This is a genomic window from Oceanimonas doudoroffii (assembly GCF_002242685.1).
GTDB lineage: Bacteria > Pseudomonadota > Gammaproteobacteria > Enterobacterales > Aeromonadaceae > Oceanimonas > Oceanimonas doudoroffii.
On sequence record NZ_NBIM01000001.1, the window covers coordinates 481,238 to 502,453 of the forward strand.

Below are 21,216 nucleotides of genomic sequence, written 5' to 3' on the forward strand. Positions count from 1 at the left end.
GCACGGCGGACGCAAGGCAACCTTTTCAACAGCGAGTAGCATCATGAGCAAGAGAATCTGTAGTGTCGTGGCGTTGATGCTGTTCAGCCTGAGTGTGCAGGCGGAAGACATCAGCCTGCAGCTGAGCGGGCTCGACGGTGAGCTCGAAGACAACACGCAAATCTATCTGGATCAGCTGCCTGCCATCGAGGTGGAACAACTGCCCCGGTTTCGCAAACAAATCATTTCGGCGGTGACCGACAGCCTGCAGGCGCTGGGCTATTACAACCCGCAAATCGAGGTGACCCAGGACGAGGACGATTCCACCGAGGTCAGGGTACAGGTTACGCCGGGCGAGCCGGTGCGCATTCGTACCCTGGATCTGACGCTGTCGGGTGACGCCACCGCCGACCCTGCCTTTACCGAGCTGCAAACCAACTTTGGCATTCGTGAAGGCGAGGTGCTGCACCACGATGACTACGAAAAGGCCAAGGCCAGCCTGCTCAGCCTGGCGCTGCGGCGGGGCTATTTCGACGCCGGTTACGACAAGAGTCAGGTGCGGGTGCACCCCTGGGAAAAGGCCGCCGACGTCGAGCTGAACTTCAGCTCGGGTCCGCGCTATCGTTTTGGCGAGCTCAGGGTTGACTCGGATCGGCCGGTGGACCGGCTGCTGAACCCGCTGGTGGACATCAAGCCCGGCGATCCCTACCAGGCCGGCAAACTGGCGGAGCTGAGCCGTTCGCTGTCCTCCACCCGCTATTTCAAGCAGGTGGAGGTGCTGCCCCAGGTGGCGGAAGCCGACGACCAGCAACGGGTACCGCTGTCGGTGGTGCTGCGGGCCCGGGCCGACAACGAAGTGGAGCTGGGTGTGGGGGTGTCCACCGACGAAGGTCCGCGGGTCTCGGTCAACTGGGACAAGCCCTGGATCAACAGCCTGGGCCACAGTCTGACCACCAGCCTAAAGGTATCGGCCCCGTCCCAGGACGTGACCCTGGTTTACAAAATACCTCGCGGCCATCCACTGGAAGAGTATTACACCATACAGGGCGGTTATCAGCGGCTGGATCAGGACGACACCGAGAGTGATCGTCTGGTGGCCGGTGTGCACCGCTGGAAGGTGCAGGACAACGGCTGGACGCGGGATGTATTCCTGCGCAGCGAATACGAGTCCTATACCCAGGGCGAGCAGGAAGACGACAGCTTCCTGCTGATCCCGGGGCTCAGTTACAGCCGCACCCGCGTGCGCGGCGGCCTGGACCCGCACTGGGGTGATGCACAGAACGTCAGCCTGGAGTTGTCGGAGCCCTGGTGGGGCTCCACCACCCGCTTTGTGCGGCTGTGGGGGCGCAGCAAGTGGCTGCGCACCCTGGCCGAGGATCACCGGTTGCTGGCCCGGGCCGAGCAGGGCGCGGTATGGGTGGATGACGTGGAAGATCTGCCGCCCTCGCTGCGTTTCTTTACCGGTGGTGACACCACGGTGCGCGGCTACAGCTATCAGTCCATTACACCGCTGGATGAAAACGGCGACCGTCTGGGCGCCAAGTTTGCCACTGCCCTCAGCCTGGAATACGACTACCGCTTTGCCCCCAAATGGCGGGTGGCCACCTTTGTGGACGGCGGTACCGCCACCAATGATTACCAGGACGACTGGAAACTGGGCACCGGCCTGGGTCTGCGCTGGCTGACGCCGGTGGGTCCGGTGCGCCTTGATCTGGCCTTTGCGGTGAGCGAAGAAGACACCCCCTGGCGCCTGCACTTTACCCTTGGACCCGAGTTATGATGCGAATGAAACGGCTGCTGTTGGCCATCCTGATCGGCCTGTGCCTGTTGCTCATGGTGCTGGCCACCCTGCTGCTGACCCACACCGGCAACCAGTGGCTGTGGGGCCTGGCCAAGCGGCAGGTGCCGGGGCTGGAAGGCAACCTGGTGTCGGGGCAGTTGCTGAGTGGCTGGACCTTTTCGGAGCTGGTCTACGAGCAGGACTCGCTCGCCTTTCGCGCCAACTCGGTCAGCCTGGACTGGCAGCTGGGCAAGCTGGTGGATGGTCGCTTCTGGTTGCGCCGGCTGGACGCCGCCGACATTGATGTGGAGATTCGCACCCTGCCCGAGGAGCAGGCACCAAAGGAAGAAAGCGAACCGCTCACCAGCCTGAGTCCGCCGTTACTGATTGATCTGGACGACATTCGTGCCGATCGGGTCAGCATCACCCTGCCCGGTCAGCGCATTGCCTGGCAACGCCTGCAGGTGGCCGCCCACTGGAATGACGACGGCATGGTGATCACCGGTCCGCAAATGAGTGGCCTGGTGATTGAACTGGAGCCGACCGAGGCCCCGGTTGTGGCGCCTGAGCCCGCGACTGAACCGCAGGCCATTACCCTTCCCGACATCGTGCTGCCGTTCCCCCTCAAGCTGGAGCAACTGGAGCTGACCGACAGCAAGCTGGTGCAAAGCGGCCAGTCTCAGGATCTGCATCGCCTGGCGGTGGCGCTGGCAGGCGAGGGCAGCCGAGTGCGCATTGACCGGCTGGAGCTGGCCCATGAACTGGCCGACGCCCATCTGAGCGGTGAGGTAACTCTGACCGGTGACTATCCGCTCAGTGCCGAGCTGGGTGCCACCCTGCATGAAGGCCTGATGGAGGGGCAGCTCAAGGGCCAGCAGCTGGCCCTTGAGCTGAATAACAGCCTGGCCAGCCTGGCCGCCGAGCTGCGGCTCAAGGGCCCGGTCACGGCCCGGGCGGACATCAAGACGCAACCGCTCCTTCCCGAGTTACCCCTTGAGGTGGCGCTCAGCTGGAAAAAGCTGGGCTGGCCGCTGCGGGAGCCCCAGTGGACCCTGACCCAGGGTAAACTCAACCTCACCGGCGCGCTGCGTGACTATCGTCTGACCCTCAATACCGAGGCCGGCGGACCCGAGTTGCCGCCGGTGGGCATTGAGCTGGCGGCCAGCGGCAATCTGGAACAGGCCCGCATCGAGCCCCTGACCCTGGTGTTGCCTCAGGGCGAAACTCAACTCACCGGTGATATCGGCTGGGCCGACGGCGTGCGCTGGCAGGGCGAGTTGACCCTGAACGAAGTGGATCCCGGTGCCTTTGCCGAAGGCTTTGAGGGCCGCCTCAATGGCCGTATCGACAGCCGCTTTACCCTGAACGGTAACCAGTGGCGGCTGGAGGCCGGCCCCGAGGTCAAGGGTGTGCTGCGCAACCATCCGTTGTCGCTGACCGGCCAAATACGACTTGACCAGGATCTGGCCGGGCAGGTGGAGGATCTGGTGCTGACCAACGGCAACAATCGCTTGGCGGTGTCGGGGCGCATTGATGATCGCTGGGATCTCAATGGCCGGCTGACGGCACCGGATCTGGCGGTCTACGCCCCCGGCCTGTATGGGGACATTGCCGGCAACTTTGATGTGAGCGGGCCGCGGGCGGCCCCGGCGGTGCGGGCCAGCCTGGCCGGCGAGCGCGCCGGCTTCAACGACACTCAGGCCCGTGGCCTGAAGCTGAACACCAGGCTGACCCTGGGCGAGGCCCCCGCCGGCGAGCTGAGCCTGACCGTGGTCCGGCTGAATGCCGGCGGGCTGCGCTTTGACGATCTGGCGCTCAACGCCGACGGCGACAAGGATGCCCACCGCCTGACCCTGACCGCCGATGGCGATCCCCTGGCGCTGGATCTGGCGCTGACCGGCGCCATGGGCAAGGACGGCTGGCGCGGCCGGCTGCAGCGGGGTGAGCTGAATACGCCGCTGGAAGCCTGGCAATTGCAGGAGCCGGTAGCCCTGGCCTGGCGTCAGCCCGAGGGCGTGTTTACCGCCGCCGCCCATTGCTGGCGTTCCAACGGCGCCGCCGTGTGCCTGGATGAGATCAGCGCCAGTGGCGAACGTGGCCGGGCCGGGCTCGATATTCGCGACTTCAACCTGGCCCGGCTCAAGCCGTTTCTGCCGGAAGACTTTGCCTGGGAGGCGGTGCTGGACGGCCGCCTGGATGCCAGCTGGAAACAGGGCGAGGCCCCCAGGGTCAATGCCCGCATCGGCACCACGCCGGGCACCTTTGTCAGCGGCGACACTCGGCTGGGCTATGACCGGCTGCGGTTGCAGAGCGAGGTGGTCAATAATCGCCTGGTGGCGGAGCTGGAATTCGACTCTCAGCCCCTGGGCCGGCTGCGGCTGGATACCCGGGTGAGCGATCTGGCCGGCCGGCGGGCCCTGGGCGGCGAGCTGTCCATCGTTGGTCTGCGCCTCGACTGGCTGGCACCGCTGCTGCCCGAGGTCGCCCGGCTGCAGGGCACCCTGGCCGGACAGGCCCGCCTGGACGGCACCCTGGCCAAGCCGCTGATGTATGGCGACATTACCCTGAGCGGTGGTGAGGTGGACACCAGCGCCGACATGGTGAAGGTGCGGGATCTCACCACCCGGCTGGCGGTGCAGGGTAACCGCGCCACCATAGATGGCAGCCTGCGGGTGGGTGACGGCCCGCTCAATATCAGCGGCGAGCTGGACTGGAGCCAGCTGCCGGTAAGCGGCGAAGTCAGGCTCAAGGGCAGCGAGCTGGAAGCCAGTTACCCCGGCCTCGGTCGGGTCAGGGTCAACCCGGGTCTGCAGATTTCCCTGGGCGAGCAGGCGCGGGTGCGGGGGGAGATTCTGATCCCCTGGGCACGCATTGAGGTGCAGGAGCTGCCCGAAAGCGCGGTGAAGAAGTCCTCCGACGTGGTCATTATTCAGCCGTCCGGCATGGTGCCGGAAACCCGCACCGCCCTGCCCATGGACATTCGCGTACGGGTGCGGCTGGCGGAAGACGTGCGGCTCAAGGCGTTTGGCCTGAACACTCGGCTGGAAGGACAGTTGCGCATTGTGCAGCCACCGGGACGCAGCATGCGTGCCAATGGTGAAATCCGCCTGGTGGACGGCCGCTTCAAGGCCTATGGCCAGAACCTGCTGATCCGCGAGGGCAGCATACTGTTCAGCGGCCCGCTGGATCAGCCCAACCTGAATGTGGAAGCCATTCGCAATCCTTCTGCCATGGCCGACAGCAGCATTACCGTCGGGGTGCGGGTCTCGGGCAGCGCCGCCCAGCCCGAGCTTGAGGTGTTCTCCGAGCCGGGCATGCCTCAGGCCGAGCAGCTGTCCTGGCTGTTGCGTGGCCGGGGCCTGGAAGGCGGCGACGGCACCGATGGCAACGCCCTGGTGCAGTCCATGCTGCTGGGCGCCGGTGTGGGCAAGGTGGGCGGCCTGGTGTCCGGTGTGGGCGAAGCCCTGGGTTTTCAGGACGTGGTGCTCGACACCAGTGGCTCGGGGGAAAGCACCGCGGTTAACATCAGTGCCTATGTGCTGCCCGGGCTGCAGATTGGTTACGGCGTGGGCGTGTTTTCTTCCATCGGCGAGCTGCGCCTGCGTTACGAGCTGTTGCCCCGGCTCTACCTGCAGGCCACCAGTGGCCTGAGCCAGGCCATCGATCTGTTCTACAAGTTCGAGTTCTAAGCTCAAGGGGCGGAGTCCATGCTTTAACAGGACTTCGCTCCCTTTTTGGCCGTGTTGTCCGTCGCGGCGAATTTTGCCCGCAGGCCGCACTCGTCCTCATGCTTTTTTACCCGGCCTTGGGTAAAGTAGGGGTTCTGTTACCGCCAAACGGCCCGCGAGTATTTACCCATCATGATGTCCGTGCAACTGCTGAAACAGGAGCGTCTGGCCCGCACCATGCTGGTGTGTGTGGCGGTCTACGCCCTGTTTGGCATGCATCTTTACCTTCCGCACCTGTTTGGCACCGGCCTGCAGCTGCCGTTCAATATCATCGGCTGGCTGTTTGTCGGGCTGATGACCACCCTGGGACTGTGGCACTGGCATCGCCGGCGGCTGCTGACCAGCCGTTTCTGGCTGGGGCTGGTGGCCGCCAGCGTGCTGCTGTGGCTGCCGTTTTTCTACTGGCACAACAACTCGGTGGCCGGTCAGGCCCTGCCGCGCATGCTGGGGCTGGCCGGTGGCCTGCTGTTCTACCTGGCCCTGCAGCAATGCCGGTTCAGCGATAGGGGCCGGCGCTATCTGCTTTACTGCCTGCTGCTGGCGGTGAGCGTGGAGATGCTGCTGGGGCTGGCCCAGTTCTTTGTGCTGGAGCCGGGCAATGTGTTTGGCTACAACACTCAGGTGCGTTCCCCTTACGGCATTTTTCAGCACCGCAACGTGATGGCGAGCTTTGTGGCCACCGGCATGGTGCTGGCGGTGTATTTGTGGCTGAACGAGGCCAAGTCGCCCTGGCGACCCTTTTTGCTACGCTCATGCTGGTTTGCCGCCGTGCTTGGCGCCGGTGCCATGCTGGTGGTGCTGTTGCAGTCCCGTGCCGGGCAGTTGGGCCTGCTGCTGGGGTTGCTGATGCTGCTGCCGCTGCTGTGGCAAACCCTGGCCAAAAACCGATCCAAGCGCTTGCTGGCCAGCCTGGTACTGATCCCCCTGGGGGTGGTCACCGGGGTGTTCGGGCTGGATGTATTTGACATGAGCAAGCGCAGCCTCGACATCTATACCCAGGCCGATGGCCGCTTCGACATCTATGCCCATGGCCTGCGCATGTGGCTGGAAAAGCCCTGGACCGGTTACGGCTATGGCAGTTTTGAGTCGGCCTTTTACCGCACCTACGCCCTGTGGCGGGAGCAGACCCCCGGTGCCCAGCCGCTGTTCACGGAAATGGGCCACCCCCATAACGAGTTTCTTTATTGGGCCATCGAAGGCGGTCTGGCGCCGCTGATGGGGCTGGTGCTGATGGTGTGGCTGGTGCTTAGGCTGTTGCATCAGGTGCCGCTGACCCGGGCCATGGCCTGGGCCGGCATACTGATGCCGGTGTTTGTGCACAGCCAGACCGAATTTCCGGTCTATCATTCGCTGCCGCACTGGTTCATGGTACTGACGCTGCTGTTTGTGATTGACGCCGAGCACGGCCGTCGCGTGCTGTTGCCGGCGCCACCGTCCTGGAGCCGCTGGCCGGTGCGGGCCTGGGGCCTGGGGATGGTGCTGTTTATGGCCACCGGCCTGGTGGCCAGCCAGCAGATCACCGCCTTTGCCCGCCAGAGCGAGCGCAGCGGTGATCTGCAACGCGTGCTGAATCCGCTGATCTGGCACGATCGCGCCGCCTTTTACCGTCATCACAGCCAGCTGGAAGCGGCCCTGCTGAGGGGCGACAACGCCGCACTGCTGGATTATGTGAGCTGGGCGCGGCGGTTTTTACAGCACACCCCAAGGGCGGGCATTTATTACAACGCCTATCTGGCACTGGTGCGGGCCAATGAGGAAGCTCGGGCAGAGGCGTTGCTGGCGGAAGCCCGGCGGCTTTATCCGAACGTGGTGCTGCTGCGCAAGGCCAGCATAGGCCGGGCGCTCAACCACCTGGCGCAGCTGGATGACAGCATGAGCGCCGGCCGGCTCAACAACTTTGTTCCCCTGTATGACAATTTGCGCCCCGCCATTGGTGGGGCTTATTGAGACCTGGTGTTGCCGTGGGCGTGGTGGCGGCGGAAGTGGTTACCTTCGCCTTGGCAAAGGGCCAAGGCGAGGCCGGTGGTAATGGCCCCGCCCGTACCTGCTCGAGGGTCAGCCCCGGGCGGGAGCCAGCTCAAGGCCGGTGAGGGCGGCGCCGTCCTGCAGTGAGGAGACGGTAATGTCCTGCTGGGTCCAGTCTACCTGCTTGCCGGTGGCGGCATACAGGGCCTGATTGATGTTGTCGGGGGTTAGCTCAGGGTGGTGTTCGGCACGGCCGCCGGGCAGATAGATGGTGCCGTTGGAGAAGTCCACCGCAAAGGCGATCACCCCGGGCACCAGGAAAAACAACAGACCCACGCCGTTGGCAATGGCCACCACGGGGTCGATGCGGCCGCTGCGCTGGCCCTTGCGCTCGGGGTAAAACACGGTGCCGCAGGCGGCAAGCTGAGTGGTCATCACGCCGGCCAGCGCCAGCGCCAGGGTCTTTTGTCTGATCCTCGCCATGATATGCCTCGTTTAAAGAAAACAACGCCCTGAGTGTATAGGATATTGGTGTGGCTTGAATCCATTCCTGCAAGGCAACGGACAAAGGCTGGCGAATGAATTCGGACTTGAGCGGCTAACGCCGAAAAGCAAAAAAGCATGGACGGGCTTTGGGCATGGCTCCCAAAGAAAGTAACAAGGCGTTAAATGCAAAAAGCCCACCGCAATATGCGGTGGGCTTTTTGAGGATGATTTGGTCGGCGTGAGAGGATTTGAACCTCCGACCCCTGACACCCCATGACAGTGCGCTACCAGGCTGCGCTACACGCCGAGAACGTCATTCGTGATGACGGGGCGCATAATAGAAAAGCCGGCCGGTGCTGTCAACACCGCAAATACCCAGTCGGGTTCAATCGCCGCTATTTTGTTCAGTCGAGGTTGTGGCGGCCATCGCGGTCGATGCCGATGAGGTTTTGCGATCAAGGGCTTACCCATTCACTTGGCGGCCCGGCAAGCTATAATAGCCGCGCCTGCCCATGCCGGCAGAGGATTCTTACAAGGAGACAGGTTATGGCAGAAGAGACCATTTTCAGCAAAATCATTCGCAAGGAAATTCCCGCCGACATCCTGTACCAGGACGAACTGGTCACCGCCTTTCGTGACATTTCCCCCAAGGCGCCCACCCATATTCTGATCATTCCCAATGTGGTCATTCCCACCGTCAACGAGGTGGAGGCCGAACACGAACAGGCACTGGGCCGGCTGTTTACCGTGGCCCGCAAGCTGGCCGCCGAGGCGGGCATTGCCGAAGACGGCTACCGCCTGATGGTGAACTGCAACCGCCATGGCGGTCAGGAGGTGTATCACATTCACATGCACCTGCTGGGCGGCCGTCCGCTGGGCCCCATGCTGGCGCAATAAGGAGCCGTGATGACACCGTTTCGCATTGCCACCCTGGCCTCGGCGGCGCTGGCGCTGAGCGCCTGTACCCTGCCCAATCCCTATTCGTCCCAACCGGCCCCGGTGACGCCGGTCACCCCGGAGCCGCAACCGCCCATGCTGCCGGCCCCCGCGCCTCAGCCTCCGGTGATTGAGCTGCCCGAGGCGCCGCCCGCGCCGCTGCCGGAAGCCAACAATGCCAGTATGGAACGCCTGGCCGACAGCCTGGCCGCCCGGCTCGCTGCCAGCGCCGTTATCAATGAGGTCAGCGGCCCGGTGTTGCTGGACGACATTCGCAACCAGGCCGGCAGTCCGGTGGACACGCGCGGCCTGACCGAGCGGCTGCAGGCCCGGCTCAGCGGTTCGCTCAATTTTGTCAGCGGGCCCGAGGTGAACAGCCTGCGCCAGCAGCTGGCGTTTCAGAGTGGCCGGGCCGACATGGCCTCGCTGGTGCGCCTGGGCAAGCAGAGCGGGGCCGATTATCTGTTGTCCGGCAGCCTGCACCGGGCCGGCGGCGGCTTCAGCCTGCGCGCCCAGCTGATGGAGCTGGCCAGCGGCGAAGTGCTGTGGTCCGACAGCGTCAGTGGACGCTGACGTCCTCCACCATTTGCCACCCTGGTTGCACGGCAGCCTGACGCCCCTGAGCGGCGGGCTGACCAACCGCAGCTACCGGCTGACGACGGGGCAGGGGCGTTACTGGCTGCGATGGGGGTGTCCGCACCCGCAGGAGCTGGGTATTGACCGTCGCCATGAACGCATTGCCCATCAAGCGGCGGCCGAGGCCGGCCTGGCCCCGGCCATGCGCTATTGTGACCCGAAGCGGGGCATCCTGGTGCTGGACTGGCTCGACGAGCCGGACTGGCGGCAACGGCCGGGAACGCTGGCCAGCCTGATGCCCAGGGTGGCGCGGCTGCACCAACTGGTTCCGGCGGGCCTGCCGGTGCTCAATTTGTTCGAACAGGCACGGCATTACCGCAGGCAACTGAGCGCAGCGCCATCCTGGCTGGCTCCCCTGCTGGCCCATTTTGATAACCCTGCGCTTTCCCCGGGCTTTGTGCCCGCCCTGTGCCATTGTGACCTGACCGCCGGCAACCTCATCGGCGCACGGCCCTGGCTGGTGGACTGGGAGTACGCCTGCCTGGCGGATCCGGCCTTTGAGCTGGCGGTGATCGCCGACGACAGGGGCCTGAATGAAGAAGGCTGCACCGAGCTGCTGGCCCGGTATCGGGCCGCCGGCGGTGATATGACGATGGCCCGGTTGCGCGCCCGTGTGCCCTGGGTGCAGCTGCTTACCCTGCTGTGGGCGCTGGTGCAGCATCAGCACAGCGGCGGGGCGGAATATCAGGTGTGGCTGGAACGGGCCCGGGCGCGGTTGCTTCTCTCCCTGGGGTAACCGTTCAGGTCTTCTTCACATGACTTTCACAATATCAACACGGCCGCATGGCGGCCCCGGAGCAAACATGGGTCCCTTTATTCTCGATGTACACGGCTGTGAGCTCGATGCGGAAGAGCGCGAGCTGCTGGCGCACCCGACGGTGGGCGGGGTGATATTTTTCGGCAGAAATTATCATGATCGCGACCAGCTCACCGCCCTGGTGCGCAGCATTCGAGCGGTTAAACCCGGCCTGCTGCTTACCGTGGATCACGAAGGCGGCCGGGTGCAGCGCTTTCGCAACGGGTTTTTCCCGCTGCCGGCGCCGGGCAAACTGGCCGCGCTGAATCACCCCGAACGGCACGGCCTGTTGGCGGACGCCGGCTGGCTGATGGCCGCCGAATTGCTGGCCCACGACATTGATCTCAGCTTTGCCCCCGTGCTCGATCTGGAGCGGGGCAGCGAAGTCATTGGCGATCGCAGCTTTGGTACCGATCCGCAGCCCGTCATCGATCACGCCGGCGCCTTTATTACCGGCATGAAGGACGCCGGCATGGCGGCGGTGGCCAAGCATTTTCCCGGGCACGGCAGCGTGCGCGCCGACTCCCACAAGGAGAGCCCGGTGGACGAGCGCCCGCTTTCCGAGATTGAGCGGGCCGATTTGGTGCCGTTCAAGGCGTTGATCGCACAGGGCGCCATTCAGGGCGTGATGCCCGCCCATGTGATTTACAACAAGGTGGACGAACGACCGGCGGGCTTTTCCGAATTCTGGCTGAAGGAGGTGCTGCGCCGCCGCTTGGGCTTTGACGGCCTTATCTTCAGTGACGATCTCACCATGGAGGGGGCCGCCGTGGCCGGCGGCTATGCCGAGCGCGCGCGCCAGGCCCTGGCGGCGGGCTGTGATCTGTTGCTGGCCTGTAACCACCGGGCCGGGGCGGTAAGCATTATCGACAGCCTGCCTCACGATCTGCAGCGCGACCTGTCACCATTGCGTAAAAAGGACAATGCCGGCCCGGCACACCTGTATGGCAGCCGCCGCTGGCGCGAAGCTGCCGACCGGTTACTGCGCCTGGGTGTCGAGCACGGCTGGAATGATTAAGCCGACAGTTATTTTTATGTAAAAATAAAGTTGTGGAATTACTTGCAACTTTTACAATGGATGCCGCCTCCACCGAGGCGGCAACACAAGAATCTGCCGCTATGGACCGGCCATAGCCGCAGGTTTTTTCATTCTTAACGAGGTTAGAACAATGACACGCATCATCGTGGTCGGCGGTGGCGCCGGCGGTCTTGAGCTGGCAACCAAACTGGGTCGACAGCTGGGGCGCAAGGGCAAGGCCGAAGTGATTTTGGTGGATCGCAACCGAACCCACCTGTGGAAACCACTGCTGCACGAAGTGGCCACCGGCGCCATGGACACCGGCATCGACGGCCTGAGCTATCGCTCTCAGGCGCACAACCACGGCTTCAGCTTTCACCTGGGCACCCTGATTGACATCGACCGTGACAACAAGCAGATCAAACTGGCGCCGCTGGCCGATGACAACGGCAAGCAGGTGGTGGGCGAGCGCAGCCTGAGTTACGACATTCTGGTGATGGCCATTGGCTCGGTATCGAACGATTTCGGTACGCGAGGCGTACGCGACCACTGCATTTTCCTCGACAGCCCCCAGCAGGCCGAACGCTTTCACGACGAGATGATGAACCGCTTTCTGCAATACGCCGAGAGCGATACCGTGGACGAAAAGGTGGACATCGCCATTGTGGGGGGCGGCGCCACCGGCGTGGAGCTCTCCGCCGAGCTGTATAACGCCGTGGAGCACCTGGGCGCCTACGGCTTCAGGAAACTGACCCGCGACTGCCTGCGTCTGACCCTGGTGGAAGCCGGTCCGCGCATTCTGCCGGCCCTGCCCGAGCGTATTTCCGCCATGGCGCACAAGGAGCTGCGCGAGCTGGGGGTGGATGTGCGGGTGGGCACCATGGTGGTGGAAGCCACCGCCGAAGGCCTGAAAACCAAGGATGACGAGCTGATCCCCGCCAACCTCATGGTGTGGGCCGCCGGCATCAAGGCGCCCGACTTTATGAAAGACATTGCCGGGCTCGAGACCAACCGCATCAACCAGCTGGCGGTCAGGGACACCCTGCAGACCACCCGCGACGACAGCATTTTCGTGATCGGCGATTGCGCCTATTGCCTGCAGGGCGACGGCAAGGCGGTGCCGCCCCGGGCCCAATCGGCCCACCAAATGGCCAGCCTGGCCTATGACAACATTATTGCCAGCCTCAATGGCAAGGCGCTCAAGCCCTATGTGTACAAGGATCACGGCTCCCTGGTAAACCTGAGCCGCTACAGTACCGTAGGCTCCCTGATGGGCAACCTGATGCGTGGCTCCATGATGGTGGAAGGCCGCATCGCCCGTACCGTGTATGTGTCGTTGTATCGCATGCACCAGGTGGCGCTGCACGGCTATACCCGCACCGGCCTGATGATGCTGGTGGGTCGCATTAACCGCTTTTTGCGCCCGCGACTGAAACTGCACTGAGCCATGCCGGGGTTCGCCGTGTGCATTTTGACCTGTCGTCACGCCCACCGCGGCATACGCCGAGGGCAGGTTGAAATGAGCCGGCGAGCCCCACCGGCCCGCGGTCAGGCTCGCGCTGCAGGGCACCCTGAGGACACGGAAATCGGTAAGGGTGTGCGTAAATATTCCGGATTTTGTTATTTTTATGGTGGCTGACACTGTCTTAAGATCGAACAGCCAAATTAAATTTTAACAAAAATGTAATTTTTGCTGTAAAGCTTCACTCGACTCCTTGTATAGTGGCGATTCATCACATAACAAGGAGTGACTTGATGAAAACAACCCCCACCGTGCTGGCTCTCACCCTGGCCGCCTGTCTCAGCCATACCGCCAGTGCCGCTCCCGAGTTGCCGGTGTCCGGTCTGAATACCAGCCATGCCATTCAGCAGACCACCAATGCCTGGATTGAGGTGGATCAGGCCGCGTTTGAGCACAATATTCGTACCCTGCAAACCCTGCTCAACGGTGAATCGCAAATTTGCGCCATCATGAAGGCCGATGCCTACGGCCACGGCATTGCCAACCTGATGCCCTCCGTCATTGCCGCCGGCATTCCCTGCGTGGGCATCACCAGCAATGAAGAGGCCCGAGTGGTGCGGGAAAGCGGCTATGAAGGGCGCATTCTGCGAGTGCGCAGCGGCACGCCGGCGGAGGTGCGCGACGGTCTGCAATATGACATGGAAGAGCTCTTTGGCGATGTGTCGTCGGCCCGGGAAGCGGCCGAGCTGGCCAGTGCCGCGGGCAAGACCCTGCGCTATCACCTGGGGTTGAACGCCGGTGGCATGAGTCGTAATGGCCTGGAGCTGGCCACCGAGGCCGGCAAGCAGGAGGCGCTGGATCTGCTGGCGGTACCCGATCTCGAGCTGGTGGGCATCATGACCCATTTTCAGTATGAAGAGGCCGACTTCGTGCGCGCCGGCCTGGCCAAATTCAACGAGCAGGCGGCCTGGCTGATTGAACACGGCGAGCTGGATCGCAGCAAGCTCACCCTGCATGCCGCCAACTCCTTTACCACCCTGGAAGTGCCGGAAGCCCGGCTCGACATGGTGCGCCCGGGTGGCATCATCTACGGCGACACCCTGCCCAGCTACACCGAATACAAAAAGGTGATGTCGTTCAAGACCCGGGTGGCTTCGGTGAATGATTATCCGGCGGGCAGCAAGGTCGGCTATGACGGCACCCTTACCCTGGAGCGCGACTCCCTGCTGGCCAACCTGCCCATGGGCTATTCCGATGGCTATCGCCGCGTGTTTACCAACAACGCCTATGTGGTGGTGAACGGCCATCGTGCCCCTGTGGTGGGCAAGGTGTCGATGAACACCACCATGATCGACGTGACCGACATTCCCGGTGTCAAACCCGGCGATGAAGTGGTGCTGTTCGGCAAGCAGGGCGAGGCGGAAGTGACTCAGTCCGAGCTGGAAGACGCCAATGGCGCCCTGCTGGCGGATCTCTATACCGTCTGGGGCAACTCCAACCCCAAGATCCTCAAGCCCGTGCAGTAATCGGTCATATCATGCCGGCCGTGAGGCCGGCATCGCGCTTCACACCTTAAGTGCCACTCCCATTCGTGCTAAGGTGCTCGCCAGTTTCAAACCAGCCCGTTCCAGCCATGCCCAGATCCCAACCCCCGGCTCTCACCCTGATGGTGCAGGGCACCGCCTCCGATGCCGGCAAAACCACCCTGGTGGCCGGACTGTGCCGCGTATTTGCCCGACGCGGCCTGCGTGTGGCGCCGTTCAAGCCCCAGAACATGGCGTTGAACAGCGCCGTTACTCAGGACGGCGGGGAAATTGGCCGGGCCCAGGCATTGCAGGCGGTGGCCTGCGGCGTGCCGGCCCATAGCGATTTCAACCCGGTACTGCTCAAGCCCCAGAGCGATACCAGTGCCCAGGTGGTCGTGCAGGGCAGGGCACTGTCGGTGGTGGAAGCGAAAGACTTTTTCGGCCCCGGCGCCCGTCACTACAAACAAAAGGTCATGACGGCGGTGCTCGACTCCTTTGAGCGGCTGCGGGCCGGCTACCAGCGGGTACTGGTGGAAGGCGCGGGCAGCCCGGCGGAGATTAACCTGCGCGACAACGACATTGCCAACATGGGCTTTGCCGAGGCTGCCGACTGCCCGGTGATCCTGGTGGCCGACATCGACAAGGGGGGCGTGTTTGCCCAGCTTTACGGCACCCTGATGCTGCTGAGCGAGGCGGAGCGGGCGCGAGTCAAGGGGCTGGTGATCAACCGGTTTCGCGGCGATATTCGCCTGCTGGAAAGTGGCCTGACCATGATCGAGGAGCTCACCAACAAGCCGGTGCTGGGCGTGGTGCCTTATCTCGACAACCTGGTGCTGGACGCCGAAGACGCCATTGTCCGGCACGCCTCGGCCGGCGGCGATGAGCGGCCGCTCAAGGTGCTGGCGCTGGTGACCCCGCGCATCAGCAATCACACCGATCTTGACGCCCTGCGCCTGCACCCGCGGGTTGAGCTTACCCTGGTGCACGCCGGTTCAAAACCGGCACAGTGCCCACCGGCGGATCTGGTGATTTTGCCCGGCAGCAAGGCGGTGCGCGACGATCTGGCCACGCTGCTGGCCAATGGCTGGAAGTCGTGGCTGGATCGTCACCTGCGCTTCGGCGGCAAACTCATCGGCATCTGTGGCGGCTACCAGATGCTGGGAGAACGGATTGACGATCCGCTCGGGCTGGAAAGTGCCGCCGGCAGCAGCGCCGGCCTGGGCTACTTGCCCATGACCACGCGGCTCGAGGCCGGCAAGCAGCTGCGCAACGTGACCGGCACCCTGCACCTTGAAGGCGAGTCCTGCGCCGTGCACGGCTACGAAATTCACTGTGGCCGAAGCGAGGCACAGGCTGCGCACCGGGCGCCGTTCACCCTGATCGCCGAGGGTGACTCGCCCCGGCCGGATGGCATGATCTGTGCCGATAACCAGATTCTCGGCACCTACCTGCACGGCCTGTTTGACGGCGTGGAGGCCTGCAATCAGCTGCTGGCCTGGGCCGGCTTGAATCACAGTCGGCAGGCGGTGGCGCTGGAAACCGAGCGCGAAGCCAGCCTCAACCGGCTGGCCGATACCCTTGAGCAGCACCTCAACCTGAACTTACTTGAACAACTGATGCAACCGACGACGCAACAAGGAAACGATCATGAGCAACCATGACCAGGAACGCGAGCAGATAAAGGCCGAACGCCATCAGCAGCGCCAGCAGAAGGTAAAGGAAGCGGTAGACGCCAAGGTGGCTGCCGCCACCGAGGAGCGCGGTGTACTCATGGTGATCACCGGCAACGGCAAGGGCAAGAGCACCGCCGGCTTTGGCACGGTCACCCGGGCCGTGGGGCATGGCAAAAAGGCCGCCGTGGTGCAGTTTATCAAGGGCGGCTGGGACTGCGGCGAGCGCAACCTGCTGCAACAGGTGGGCGTGCCCTTTGTGGTGATGAACACGGGATTTACCTGGGAAACCCAGAACCGGGAAAAAGACATGGCCGCCTGCGAGCAGACTTGGCTGCCGGCGGAAAAAATGCTGGCCGACCCCAGCATCGATCTGGTGTTGCTCGACGAGCTCACCTACATGGTGGCCTATCACTATCTGGATCTGGAGCGGGTGCTGACCGCCCTGAAAAACCGCCCGGCCCACCAGCATGTGGTGATCACCGGTCGCGGCTGCCACCGCGCCATTATTGAACTGGCCGACACCGTAAGTGAAGTGCAGTCGGTTAAGCACGCCTTTGAAGCCGGCGTAAAGGCCCAGGCAGGATTCGATTACTGAGCTTTACCCTCGCACCTTAACGTGCCGGATTATTGCTCCTTGGCAATAAGTCGCGCCATGGCGCTGAAATTAAGGGCGATGGGCGATGCACCGGCACGCATGGTAGCGACTCCCAGCGCCACGGTCGGCGTCAGTGTGTCGATGCGGCGAAACACCACGCCCTGCACCTGAAGCTGGCGTGTGGAGGCCGGTACCAGCGAGAAACCAAGTTCGGCGGAGACCAGGGAGAGAATTGAGGCAATTTGCGGGGCTGGTTGGCCGATAATGGGCTCAAAGCCTGCCTTCCGGCAGGCTTGCAATGCTGCGTTATACAATCCGGCGCCAAGTTCGCGAGGAGTGAGAATAAGTGGCTGGGAACTCAGGCTGGCCAGCTCAATATTGTCCTTGTTCGTATCCTGGGCATAGGCCAGCGGCAAGGCGGCGACAATTTCTTCCTCGTTTAATCTATGGAGGCTGAATTGCCGCGGGGTGGAGATGGCGGGCCGAATAATGGCCACGTCCAGCCGATTGCTTTCCAGTCCGGACAACAAGGCAATGGAATTGGCCTCTTCCAGGGTTATTTCCACATCGGGAAAGCGTTTTCTGAAGCGCCGGATCAACTCGGGAAATACGGGGTTGAGGGCAGCGGTGCCGGTAAAGCCTAGGCTGAGCTGACCGGTTTCTCCCCGTGCCACTCGTTGCGCTACATGCATGGCGTTGTTTGCCTGGGCCGGCAGGGTGTGCACCTTTTCCCGGAATGCATGGCCAGCGTCGGTCAGTTCGGCGCCGTGTGGGACCCGGTGAAACAACGGAACCCCGACTTCTCTTTCCAGATCCTTGATTTGCTGGCTGAGTGGCGGCTGCCCTATACCAAGACGGGCCGCTGCTCGTGTGAAGTTGCGTTCTTCCGCCACCGCCAGGAAATAACGAATATGTCTGAGTTCCATGATATGTAAAACATATTAACAATGACTGCTCCATATATTAGATAGATATCAATGCGATTTCTATAATAGCGTTGACTCATTTCCCCCGCCCTTGAGGTAAGTACCATGTCGACTTCTGCCGCCGACGTGACGGCCGATCACGTCTCACGTTATGTCTGGATAAAAAAGGGAACGGCCGAATACAAGCAGGCAGGACTGGCACTGTTTCTGGCCGGCTTTGCCAGTTTTTCCCTGATTTATTGCGTGCAGCCCCTGCTGCCGGACTTTGCGCTCGGCTTTAATATCAGTCCGGCCCAAAGTTCGCTGGCGCTGTCCTTGACCACGGTGTGTCTGGCCCTGGCCATTTTGCTGGCCAGTGCTTTTTCTCAGGCGGTGGGCAGGCGGGGACTGATGTTTGTTTCCATGCTGCTTGCCGCCGTGCTCAACGTGGCGGCAGCCGCCGCTCCGGACTGGCATTTCTTGCTTGTAGCCAGGGCACTGGAGGGCTTTGTGTTGGGTGGGGTGCCGGCGGTGGCCATGGCCTACCTGGCTGAGGAAATCGAGCCGCCACAGTTGGCCAAGGCCATGGGGCTGTATATTGCGGGCACGGCTTTTGGTGCCATGATGGGACGTGTGGGCATGGGGTTGTTGACCGGGCTTATGTCCTGGAATATGGCCCTGGCCATCTGGGGTGGGCTGTGCATGCTGGCTGCGGTGGGCTTTATTGTTCTGCTTCCCCCCTCCAGGAACTTTGTGCGCCAACCCGGCATCAATGTGGGTTTTCATGTTAACGCCTGGCGGCGGCATGTTCAGAATCTGGCCATGCTCAGGGTCTATGCCATTGGTTTTGTCATCACCAGCATTTTTGTCACCATTTTCAACTATGCGACTTTCCGCCTGACTGCGGCACCATACCAGCTGAATCAGACGGAGATAAGCCTGATATTCCTTTTGTTTGGCTGTGGTGTCGTGGTCTCTTCGGTTTATGGCTCCCTCGCCAAGCGGTTTGGCGGGGGCTCCTTGCTGATCGCCAGCTTCATTATTAGCCTGCTCGGGATTGGTTTGACCTTGTTCGGTGCCCTGATCGCCGTATTGGCGGGCATGGCCCTGGTCACCATAGGTTTTTTTACCGGTCACTCGGCGGCCAGCAGCGCGGTCGGCCCCCTGGCAAAACACGCCAAGGGCCATGCATCATCGCTTTACCTTCTGTTTTATTACCTGGGCGCGAGCGTAACGGGCACCCTGGGAGGCTGGTTTTGGCAACAGGGGGGGTGGCAAGCTGTGACTTTGCTTACCGTGATGCTGCTGCTGCCGGGCTTGGCACTGGCCTGGTGTTCTCGAAAATCCCCGTGAAGGGGCTCTCCGCCCTGACTCCAACAAGATTCATATGAATTGTTTTTTCGTGAACAGCTTGAGCCTTGCACGGCGCTGCCTTGTGCCTTGCATTAGGGCTCAATGGTGTCCTTGCCACGAGAAGAAAAGCGAAAAAACAAGACATGGGTCACGCTTAGATGACCAATTGGGGCGCGCCTGCTTGATTTAGCGATCAAAACAGACATTATTGTTCGTGTTTTTGGTTTGTGGTTCGCTATGCGAACTTTTGTCTTGTGACATCTGGCACAGGGATGTGTGCGATGGCCCCATGATGCTGCCCGCAAGCAGCGGTTTGGCTTGGCCGCTTCCTTGTTCCGCCGTTTGTCGCCTGCCAGGGCGGCGCTGTTCAATATTGGAAGACGAACATACTCAGAGGTTTTAATGGAAGCGGTAACCAACTTTTCCGTGCGCATGGTGCAGCGCTATTTACCCAGCGCTTTCGTGCTGGCTGTAATGATCACCGCCCTGGTGTTTGTGCTGGGCATGGGTGTAACCAGCCAATCCCCCATGGCCATGGCCGGCTACTGGGGAGATGGCTTTGCCAACCTGTTCAAATTTGGCATGCAGATGGTGCTGGTATTGATCACCGGCTATGTGCTCGCCCTGACACAGGTAGTGCAGACCATGCTGACCGGCCTGACCAAGCATGCCAGCACACCACGTCAGGCACTGGTGCTTACCATAGTGGTGAGCTTCGTGTGCTACTACCTGAACTGGGGGTTCGGCATGGTAGCTGGCGCCATTCTTGCCCGGGAAATGGGGCGTCGGGTTGCGATACATTTTCCGCTGATTGTGGCCGCGGCCTATGGCGGTGAGCTGGTCAGGGGACCGTCCAGCTCCATTCCGCTGGTTATTGCGACGCCCGGCCACTTTATGGAAGACACGATTGGCATCGTGTCTGTGGGGGAAACACTCTACTCTAGCTGGAACCTGCTGCTGACCCTGGGGTTGCTGTTGCTGTTGGTCATGTTCTTTATGCTGCAAAAACAGCCTGAACACATAGTGCGCCTTAAGCAGGATGGTAATGACGATCTGGTTACTCCGCCGCTCGACACAAGTAGCATGTCCCCTTCGGATCGCATCGAAAACAGTCGACTGGTGACCCTGTTTCTCGGAGCTTTGGCCGGTTTCTATCTGGTGGGACAGGCCGTTGAAAAGGGTCTGAGCATTAACCTGAATACCATTATCCTCGTCTTTCTGGCCCTGGGCTTGTTGTTACACAAAAGCCCGGCGGCCTACCTGCAGGCAGTGGAGAAAGGGGTGTCTGCCGGTCGAGGCATTATTGTGCAGTTTCCGCTGTATGCGGGCATTGCCGGCATGATGACCCAGTCTGGTCTGGTAACCGAGTTTTCTGAAGCCATTATCAGCATTGCCACCCCGGAGACCTTCCCCCTGCTGACTTTCCTCTCCGCGGGTATGGTGAATTTCTTTATTCCTTCCGGGGGTGGCCAGTGGGCGATTCAAGGGCCGATCATGATGGAAGCCGCCGCGGCCCTGGGGGCAGATCCGGCCCAGACTATCATGGCCTTTACCTGGGGTGATGGCTGGACCAATCAAATTCAGCCGTTCTGGGCACTGCCGTTGCTGGGTGTGGCTGGCCTGTCTGCCCGCGATATTATGGGCTACCTGCTGGTATGGTTGCTGATCTCGGGCACTGCCATTGCCGGCACCTTTATGGTACTTTCGGCCATCGGCTGAGCCATTCAGACGATCAATACTCAGAAAAACAGCTCCTTAAGGAGCTGTTTTTGATGGTGCGCCGACCGCGCTGGCCAACAACGAAAACAACAAGGCAAATACAGGTAAAACAACAATGGAAAGACTGATAGAAAAGCTGATGTATGCGTCCCGCTGGATCATGGCGCCCATTTACCTGGGGTTGAGCCTGGTATTGCTGGCACTGGGCATCAAGTTTTTTCAGGAAATTTTTCACATTCTGCCCAATGTGCTGCAGATGAAGGAAGTGGATCTGGTGCTGGTCACCCTGTCGCTGATCGACATTACCCTGGTGGGAGGCCTGATCATCATGGTGATGTTTTCGGGCTACGAGAATTTTGTTTCCCAGCTGGATGTGGATGAGGACGACGACAAACTGGGCTGGCTGGGCAAGCTGGATGCCGGCTCGCTCAAGAACAAGGTGGCGGCGTCCATTGTGGCCATTTCGTCCATTCACCTGCTGAAGGTGTTTATGAACACCGAGAATATCGCCAACGAGAAGATCCTGTGGTATTTGCTGATTCACATTACCTTTGTGCTTTCGGCCTTTGCCATGGGGTATCTCGACAAGTTGACCCGAGGCAAGGATAAGTAAGCCCACAGCCGGTGGTGCCTGCGGCCGTGGCTCTCAAGGGATAAAC

Annotated in this window: 16 protein-coding genes and 1 tRNA gene; 14 read left to right on the forward strand and 3 right to left on the reverse strand. The window is 61.8% G+C overall.

Features of this window, described 5'->3' with window-relative positions; genetic code table 11:
* The first annotated feature begins 43 nt into the window (after positions 1-43).
* The 3 genes from tamA to B6S08_RS02220 all read left to right on the forward strand — a co-directional run bounded on the left by tamA (position 44) and on the right by B6S08_RS02220 (position 7,434).
* Positions 44-1,759: an autotransporter assembly complex protein TamA gene (gene tamA, locus B6S08_RS02210; RefSeq protein WP_094199150.1), complete on the forward strand. Its 1,716-nt coding sequence runs from the start codon at positions 44-46 to the stop codon at positions 1,757-1,759.
* A complete protein-coding gene (gene tamB, locus B6S08_RS02215) occupies positions 1,756-5,448 on the forward strand; it encodes an autotransporter assembly complex protein TamB (protein WP_245849796.1) in 3,693 nt (1,230 codons plus the stop codon). The genes tamA and tamB overlap by 4 nt, the downstream gene beginning before the upstream one ends.
* 171 nt (positions 5,449-5,619) lie before the next feature.
* Positions 5,620-7,434 carry a PglL family O-oligosaccharyltransferase gene (locus tag B6S08_RS02220; RefSeq protein ID WP_094199152.1) on the forward strand — a complete coding sequence of 605 codons (1,815 nt, stop codon included), beginning with the start codon at positions 5,620-5,622 and terminating at the stop codon, positions 7,432-7,434.
* Positions 7,435-7,542: 108 nt separating this feature from the next.
* Here B6S08_RS02220 and B6S08_RS02225 read toward each other — a convergent pair whose 3' ends face one another.
* The gene (locus B6S08_RS02225) at positions 7,543-7,935 is read right to left on the reverse strand and encodes a hypothetical protein (protein ID WP_094199153.1); all 393 of its coding nucleotides are present in this window, start codon (positions 7,933-7,935) and stop codon (positions 7,543-7,545) included.
* A 233-nt stretch (positions 7,936-8,168) separates the two neighbouring features.
* Positions 8,169-8,245 (reverse strand) — tRNA-Pro (locus B6S08_RS02230).
* A gap of 239 nt (positions 8,246-8,484) precedes the next feature.
* Between B6S08_RS02230 and hinT the strand changes: the two genes are divergently transcribed.
* The 8 genes from hinT (at position 8,485) to cobO (ending at position 16,580) form a co-directional block, all read left to right on the forward strand.
* Positions 8,485-8,835 (forward strand): purine nucleoside phosphoramidase, encoded by a 351-nt coding sequence (gene hinT, locus B6S08_RS02235; RefSeq protein ID WP_094199154.1) that lies wholly within the window; start codon positions 8,485-8,487, stop codon positions 8,833-8,835.
* 9 nt (positions 8,836-8,844) lie between these two features.
* The gene (locus B6S08_RS02240; protein ID WP_094199155.1) at positions 8,845-9,447 is read left to right on the forward strand and encodes a penicillin-binding protein activator LpoB; all 603 of its coding nucleotides are present in this window, start codon (positions 8,845-8,847) and stop codon (positions 9,445-9,447) included.
* A complete protein-coding gene (locus B6S08_RS02245; RefSeq protein WP_094199156.1) occupies positions 9,437-10,246 on the forward strand; it encodes a choline/ethanolamine kinase family protein in 810 nt (269 codons plus the stop codon). The genes B6S08_RS02240 and B6S08_RS02245 overlap by 11 nt, the downstream gene beginning before the upstream one ends.
* A gap of 67 nt (positions 10,247-10,313) precedes the next feature.
* Positions 10,314-11,324, forward strand: coding sequence for a beta-N-acetylhexosaminidase (nagZ, locus tag B6S08_RS02250; protein ID WP_094199157.1), 1,011 nt, complete (start codon positions 10,314-10,316; stop codon positions 11,322-11,324).
* A gap of 151 nt (positions 11,325-11,475) precedes the next feature.
* Complete coding sequence (locus B6S08_RS02255) at positions 11,476-12,768, forward strand: NAD(P)/FAD-dependent oxidoreductase (protein ID WP_094199158.1); 1,293 nt, start codon at positions 11,476-11,478, stop codon at positions 12,766-12,768.
* A 311-nt stretch (positions 12,769-13,079) separates the two neighbouring features.
* Positions 13,080-14,312 carry an alanine racemase gene (gene alr, locus B6S08_RS02260; protein WP_094199159.1) on the forward strand — a complete coding sequence of 411 codons (1,233 nt, stop codon included), beginning with the start codon at positions 13,080-13,082 and terminating at the stop codon, positions 14,310-14,312.
* Positions 14,313-14,419: 107 nt separating this feature from the next.
* A complete protein-coding gene (locus tag B6S08_RS02265) occupies positions 14,420-15,973 on the forward strand; it encodes a cobyric acid synthase (protein WP_169716355.1) in 1,554 nt (517 codons plus the stop codon).
* A complete protein-coding gene (gene cobO / locus B6S08_RS02270; RefSeq protein WP_094199160.1) occupies positions 15,960-16,580 on the forward strand; it encodes a cob(I)yrinic acid a,c-diamide adenosyltransferase in 621 nt (206 codons plus the stop codon). Before B6S08_RS02265 ends, cobO begins: the two co-directional genes overlap by 14 nt.
* A 29-nt stretch (positions 16,581-16,609) precedes the next feature.
* On the opposite strand, the gene B6S08_RS02275 is transcribed toward cobO, so the two are convergent.
* The gene (locus B6S08_RS02275; RefSeq protein ID WP_094199161.1) at positions 16,610-17,506 is read right to left on the reverse strand and encodes a LysR family transcriptional regulator; all 897 of its coding nucleotides are present in this window, start codon (positions 17,504-17,506) and stop codon (positions 16,610-16,612) included.
* A 105-nt stretch (positions 17,507-17,611) separates the two neighbouring features.
* Between B6S08_RS02275 and B6S08_RS02280 the strand changes: the two genes are divergently transcribed.
* The 3 genes from B6S08_RS02280 to B6S08_RS02290 all read left to right on the forward strand — a co-directional run bounded on the left by B6S08_RS02280 (position 17,612) and on the right by B6S08_RS02290 (position 21,170).
* A complete protein-coding gene (locus tag B6S08_RS02280; protein ID WP_094199162.1) occupies positions 17,612-18,838 on the forward strand; it encodes an MFS transporter in 1,227 nt (408 codons plus the stop codon).
* A 402-nt stretch (positions 18,839-19,240) separates the two neighbouring features.
* Positions 19,241-20,557 (forward strand): short-chain fatty acid transporter, encoded by a 1,317-nt coding sequence (locus B6S08_RS02285; RefSeq protein ID WP_094199163.1) that lies wholly within the window; start codon positions 19,241-19,243, stop codon positions 20,555-20,557.
* A 115-nt stretch (positions 20,558-20,672) separates the two neighbouring features.
* Positions 20,673-21,170, forward strand: a complete 498-nt coding sequence (locus B6S08_RS02290) for a TIGR00645 family protein (RefSeq protein ID WP_094199164.1) — start codon at positions 20,673-20,675, stop codon at positions 21,168-21,170.
* The last annotated feature ends 46 nt before the right edge of the window (positions 21,171-21,216 follow it).

Coding starts and splice junctions, on each gene's coding strand:
- cobO (WP_094199160.1), top strand. CDS start 15,960: ATGAGCAACCATGACCAGGAACGCGAGCAGATAAAGGCCGAACGCCAT.
- B6S08_RS02220 (WP_094199152.1), top strand. CDS start 5,620: ATGATGTCCGTGCAACTGCTGAAACAGGAGCGTCTGGCCCGCACCATG.
- alr (WP_094199159.1), top strand. CDS start 13,080: ATGAAAACAACCCCCACCGTGCTGGCTCTCACCCTGGCCGCCTGTCTC.
- B6S08_RS02225 (WP_094199153.1), bottom strand. CDS start 7,935: ATGGCGAGGATCAGACAAAAGACCCTGGCGCTGGCGCTGGCCGGCGTG.
- B6S08_RS02275 (WP_094199161.1), bottom strand. CDS start 17,506: ATGGAACTCAGACATATTCGTTATTTCCTGGCGGTGGCGGAAGAACGC.
- tamB (WP_245849796.1), top strand. CDS start 1,756: ATGATGCGAATGAAACGGCTGCTGTTGGCCATCCTGATCGGCCTGTGC.
- B6S08_RS02265 (WP_169716355.1), top strand. CDS start 14,420: ATGCCCAGATCCCAACCCCCGGCTCTCACCCTGATGGTGCAGGGCACC.
- B6S08_RS02280 (WP_094199162.1), top strand. CDS start 17,612: ATGTCGACTTCTGCCGCCGACGTGACGGCCGATCACGTCTCACGTTAT.
- B6S08_RS02285 (WP_094199163.1), top strand. CDS start 19,241: ATGGAAGCGGTAACCAACTTTTCCGTGCGCATGGTGCAGCGCTATTTA.
- B6S08_RS02255 (WP_094199158.1), top strand. CDS start 11,476: ATGACACGCATCATCGTGGTCGGCGGTGGCGCCGGCGGTCTTGAGCTG.
- nagZ (WP_094199157.1), top strand. CDS start 10,314: ATGGGTCCCTTTATTCTCGATGTACACGGCTGTGAGCTCGATGCGGAA.
- B6S08_RS02290 (WP_094199164.1), top strand. CDS start 20,673: ATGGAAAGACTGATAGAAAAGCTGATGTATGCGTCCCGCTGGATCATG.
- B6S08_RS02240 (WP_094199155.1), top strand. CDS start 8,845: ATGACACCGTTTCGCATTGCCACCCTGGCCTCGGCGGCGCTGGCGCTG.
- tamA (WP_094199150.1), top strand. CDS start 44: ATGAGCAAGAGAATCTGTAGTGTCGTGGCGTTGATGCTGTTCAGCCTG.
- hinT (WP_094199154.1), top strand. CDS start 8,485: ATGGCAGAAGAGACCATTTTCAGCAAAATCATTCGCAAGGAAATTCCC.